The organism is Aliidongia dinghuensis (assembly GCF_014643535.1).
Lineage (GTDB): Bacteria > Pseudomonadota > Alphaproteobacteria > ATCC43930 > CGMCC-115725 > Aliidongia > Aliidongia dinghuensis.
Map to the genome: position 1 here is coordinate 1 of NZ_BMJQ01000060.1, position 856 is coordinate 856.

An 856-nucleotide genomic window follows, 5' to 3' on the forward strand; every position below is an offset into this window, starting at 1 on the left:
CTAGGATCAATCGACATTCAGGATTCACGGATGGCTGAATATGTGATTCATGAGACGCCAGATTCTTCGATCTGGGGTCTGGTTGATGACCAAGCGGTACGAGCTTTCGCAAGCCCAGTGGCGTCGGATTGCCGAACTTCTCCCCGGCAAAGCCAGTGATCCTGGCCGGACCGGCTCGGACAACCGCTTGTTCGTAAACGGTGTCTTGTGGGTCTTGCGGTCGGGGGCGCACTGGCAGGACCTGCCCGAGCGGTATGGCAAGTGGAAGAGCGTCCACAAGCGCTTCACGCGGTGGGCCAAGAAGGGCGTCTGGGAGAAGATCTTCGCGTCGCTGACGGGCGATCCGGACAACCAGTATCTGATGCTCGATAGCACGCTCGTCCGGGTCCACCAGCAGGCGGCCACCGGAAAAGGGGGGCCCAGGATCAGGCTATGGGGCGTTCCCGAGGAGGATTGACGACGAAGATCCACACCGTCGCCGATGCCCAAGGGCGCCCCGTTCGCTTCATTCTGACGGCGGGGCAGGCCGCCGACATCAAGAGCGCCCCCGACCTGCTCGCCGGACTGACCACAGGCGGCGTCATCGCCGACAAAGCCTACGACAGCAATGCGTTGCGGGACCTCATCGATCAGACCGGCGCCGAAGCCGTCATCCCATCCAATCGGTCGCGGAAAATCCTCATTCCCCACGACGCCGTCGCCTACAAGCTGCGCAACCGCATCGAGCGCTTCTTCAACAAGCTCAAGCACTTCAGGCGCATCGCCACCAGATATGACCGCAGAGCTATCTATTTCCTCGCCGCCCTGCATCTCGCCAGCGCGATGATCTGGATGCGCTGAATGTCGATTCGTCCTA

The 856-nt window shown here is 61.2% G+C and carries 1 protein-coding gene; it reads left to right on the forward strand.

Annotated elements, in window-relative coordinates; genetic code table 11:
- Positions 1-85: 85 nt before the first annotated feature.
- Positions 86-840, forward strand: a protein-coding gene (locus tag IEY58_RS34130) for an IS5 family transposase (protein ID WP_189052657.1) whose coding sequence is annotated in 2 segments (ribosomal slippage) — positions 86-419 and positions 419-840 — 756 coding nt in all. Because the reading frame shifts where the segments join, the coding sequence is not laid out codon by codon here.
- Positions 841-856: the final 16 nt, after the last annotated feature.